This is a genomic window from Yinghuangia seranimata, from assembly GCF_029953285.1.
Lineage (GTDB): Bacteria > Actinomycetota > Actinomycetes > Streptomycetales > Streptomycetaceae > Yinghuangia > Yinghuangia seranimata.
In genome coordinates this window covers 1-3,488 of record NZ_JASAOI010000105.1, presented here as the reverse complement: position 1 = coordinate 3,488, position 3,488 = coordinate 1, and the positions used below count along the sequence as shown (strand labels likewise).

Genomic DNA, 3,488 nt, shown 5'->3' with positions numbered 1-3,488 from the left:
GCGCTGCCAGGGCTTCGTTCCAGGGTGGCGCGCGCCAGGCTCTTCCCCCTGGTCACTGTGCCGTCACGTATGCGAATCACCAGAACTCCCTCATCGGGGGGTCTCGGCGTCACACTCGCGTCACCGGTCGGTCGACCGGGCTGCGGGTCAGTAGGGTCCCCGTATGCCCAGCGGCCGCTACTCGTTCCATGATCCGCACGACGGAACTCCGCTCGGCGGTGAGCGCTTCAGCTGTGCGCCCGGTCCTGCTGGGTGGCGTTACACGGCGACTGCGGTCGATGGCCGCTCTTCGCTCGACCTCACTGTCGATGCGCGCGGCCGTCCCGTGCGCGTCGAGGCCGTTGCCTCCGGGTGGCGCGTGCGCGGTGGGGCGACCGTTGTCGACGGGGCCGCGGCCGTCATGTGGGTGCGGGCCCCCGCTGAGCCGACGCCCGGCACATCCGGCACGGAGGGCGAAGCCCGCGCCCAGGCGTTCACCGGGCGCTCGCCTGGATTCCTGGTCGCGACCGCGCGGCTCCTCGGCCTCGCTCCCGGCCAGTCGGTGCGCGTCCGCCTCGTCGAGCTGACCGAACCCGTCCTCGCGCCGCACCCCTGCGACCAGGCGTGGGCGCTCACCGGCATCGAGGAGCACCCCACACCGACGGGTCCGCTCCCCGTCGCCCGCTATGAGGTCGCCGACCTCGCGACCGGGACGCGGGGCGTCGTCCACATCGCGGGCGACGTCGTCCTCGCCGCGCCGGGCGTCGAACTCGAAGAGCTCGACACGCCCCCGAACCTCTCCGTCACGCCGGGGGCGTGAACCGGCTCGCCGGACGCTCGGGCTCCGGCTCGGGTGCCGGGGCGGCAGGGGGAGTGGTGGCGGTCGGCGGTGCGGTGGGCATTGGCACGGGCGCCGGAGCATGCGGCATCGGGACTCCAGGCGGCATCGGTTGTCCCGGAGGCACCGGCTGACCTGCGGGCACAGGCGGGGCCATCGGGCCCGGCCCCCATCCCGGCACCGCGCCAGTCACGGGACTCGGCACGACCCCCGGTGCGCCTGCGCCGTACGACTTTTCGTACGCCCGCCGCTGTCGTTCCGCCAGCACCGCCGCCAGGAACTCCGCCGGGTGCACCCCCATCGGCGGCGGGACGCCGATCCGTGCCGCGACCTCGCCGGCCAGTCGGGTGCCGAGCTCGCCCGCGACCACCGGGTCCAGCTCACCGACCCGGCCGAGGTACTGCCGCGCGTGCAGCGCCAGGTCGTCCGTGAGGCCGGACAGGTCGAGCCCTGCCGCCCATGCTGCCGCGGCCGGGTGCATGGCGACCGGAACGTGACGGGCCCCGGGAGTGCGCTCGAGGACGACGAACGTGCCCGCCGCCTGGTCGCCGAGGCGCTTGCCCTTGGTCGAGGCCAGCGACGAGATCACCGCGCCGCACCCGGCCGTCGTCCAGAAGTCCGCGAACACCCCGACCAGCCCCCGCACGAGCGAGTGCCGGAACCGGACCGGCCCGCCGTCGTCGCGGACCACCCGCAGTCCCAGCGCCATCTTCCCGGGCGACTTCCCGTGGGTGGTCGTCTCCCATACGACCGGCCACCCGAGCACGACCGCCACGAACAGGACCAGCACCAGCGCGGTCGCGAGCGCCGGGTCGACGCCCGTCAGCAGGCTGCCCAGCCCCCAGCCGAACAGGAGCAGGCACGCCGCTTGGAGGGCGACGTCGATGCAGAACGCCAGCGCCCGCGACGGCAGCCGCGCCGGCCTCAGGTCGAGCGCGACGGCCTCACCGGTGACCAGGTCGCTCACGTGCCGCTCCTTCGGGATCCGGGTGGTGCGGAGATACTTGCTGGCAAGTCTGCTGCCTTCCTTACCGATGATCCGATCTCCCGACCGTCCGATCCACCGATCGGACACCTGTCCTGGAGGATGCCCGCATGGACGTGGACGTGTTCGTCGCGGTGCATCGCGCTGAGTGGGCCCGCCTGGACGAACTCTCCCGGCGGCGTCGCAAGCTGACCGGCCCGGAGGTCGACGAGCTCGTCACCCTCTACCGCCGGACCGCGACGCACCTCTCGCTCGTCCAGTCGGCCGCACCCGATCCGGTGCTCGTGGGGAACCTGTCGTCGCTGGTCGCGCGCGGCCGCTCCGCCGTCACGGCCCCGCGCGGCAGCGGATGGAAGGACGCGCTCCTCTTCCTGACCACTCGTTTCCCGGCCGCGCTCTATCGGACGCGCCGCTGGTGGCTGACGACCGCGCTGGTCTTCGTGGCGGTGTCCACGCTGATCGGTGTCTGGGTCGCCACCGACGAATCCGTCCAGGCGACCATCGCCGCCCCCGACGAGATCCGCGAACTCACGCGCCCCGGCGGGGACTTCGAGACCTACTACTCGAGCAACCCGGCCTCGTCCTTCGCCGCGCAGGTCATGACCAACAACGCCTGGGTCGCCGCGGGCAGCCTGGCACTGGGCATCTTCTTCGGGCTCCCGGTGCTCTTCATCCTGCTTCAGAACGCCGCCAACGTGGGTGTCGCCGGCGGTCTGATGGCGCACGCCGGCCGCTTCGACGTCTTCCTCGGCCTCATCGCGCCGCACGGCCTGCTCGAGCTCACCGCCGTCTTCGTCGCCGCGGGGACGGGCCTGCGCCTGGGCTGGACGGTCATCGACCCGGGCCCGCGCACCCGCGGCCGCGCCCTGGCCGAGGAGGGACGCATCGCCATCGGCATGGCGATCGGCCTGGCCCTGGTCCTGGTCGTCTCGGGCGTCATCGAGGCCTTCGTGACCCCCTCTGACCTGCCCACATGGGGCCGCATCGGCATCGGCGTGGCCGCGGAGGCACTGTTCCTCTCCTACGCCCTGATCCTCGGTCGCCGGGCCCATGGCGCCGGAGAGACCGGAGATATGGCATCCTCGGACGTCGCGGACGAACTGCCGGCCGTCGGCTGATCGAGTGACCTTGACACAGCCGAAGGACGACGCGTAAGTTCGAAGGGTTGTCGCAACGCTGGCAAGCAGCGCGACAACCTGGTAGCATCACCAGAGTCGAGCGGGCGATCCAGTTCCTGTCGAGTCTTCGATGGAACCGGGTCCGGGATCCGCCACAGAAGCACTTCCGATCTCACGATTGTTGATCATGGTTTTCCATGGCCTCTTCGCGTGACTTCTTTTGTGTTGCCTGCGGTGTTTTCCGAATTCAGTTCGCACGGCGCGAGTTTGGCGGACAGGGAAACCGCTGCTAAGCTCGAAGAGCCGAAAGAAAAGGCCCGGAAGGGCTGATTCAGAAGGCGAAAGCGGAAAGCGAAACAGACCGAAACGGTGTGCTAAGCTGGAAGCGCAGAAAGAAAAGAAACAAAACGAAACACAAAAGAAGCGAAACGCCCGGAGAGACCGGTGAAAGGGTCTCAAAGGAAGCGTCCGTTCCTTGAGAACTCAACAGCGTGCCAAAAGTCAACGCCAAATAACAACCCCGGCGTTCACTCGGAGGATCGGCCATCATGGGCCGGTTCACAGCAGT

Annotated in this window: 4 protein-coding genes; 2 read left to right on the top strand and 2 right to left on the bottom strand. The window is 70.1% G+C overall.

Going from position 1 to position 3,488, the window contains the following annotated elements:
- Window positions 1-163 precede the first annotated feature (163 nt).
- The gene (locus QI554_RS43280) at window positions 164-799 is read left to right on the top strand and encodes a hypothetical protein (RefSeq protein ID WP_281478970.1); all 636 of its coding nucleotides are present in this window, start codon (window positions 164-166) and stop codon (window positions 797-799) included.
- Here QI554_RS43280 and QI554_RS43275 read toward each other — a convergent pair.
- A complete protein-coding gene (locus tag QI554_RS43275) occupies window positions 783-1,784 on the bottom strand; it encodes an RDD family protein (protein ID WP_281478969.1) in 1,002 nt (333 codons plus the stop codon). The genes QI554_RS43280 and QI554_RS43275 overlap by 17 nt on opposite strands.
- A gap of 128 nt (window positions 1,785-1,912) precedes the next feature.
- Between QI554_RS43275 and QI554_RS43270 the strand changes: the two genes are divergently transcribed.
- The gene (locus QI554_RS43270; RefSeq protein WP_281478967.1) at window positions 1,913-2,920 is read left to right on the top strand and encodes a stage II sporulation protein M; all 1,008 of its coding nucleotides are present in this window, start codon (window positions 1,913-1,915) and stop codon (window positions 2,918-2,920) included.
- Between the two features lie 331 nt (window positions 2,921-3,251).
- Here the strand turns inward: QI554_RS43270 and QI554_RS43265 are convergent.
- Window positions 3,252-3,488, bottom strand: a 237-nt coding sequence (locus QI554_RS43265) for a hypothetical protein (protein ID WP_281478965.1), incomplete at its 5' end; no start/stop codon positions are given.

Bases quoted from the DNA above. Each gene is read 5' to 3' on its own strand.
- QI554_RS43280 (WP_281478970.1), top strand. From the start codon at position 164: ATGCCCAGCGGCCGCTACTCGTTCCATGATCCGCACGACGGAACTCCG.
- QI554_RS43270 (WP_281478967.1), top strand. From the start codon at position 1,913: ATGGACGTGGACGTGTTCGTCGCGGTGCATCGCGCTGAGTGGGCCCGC.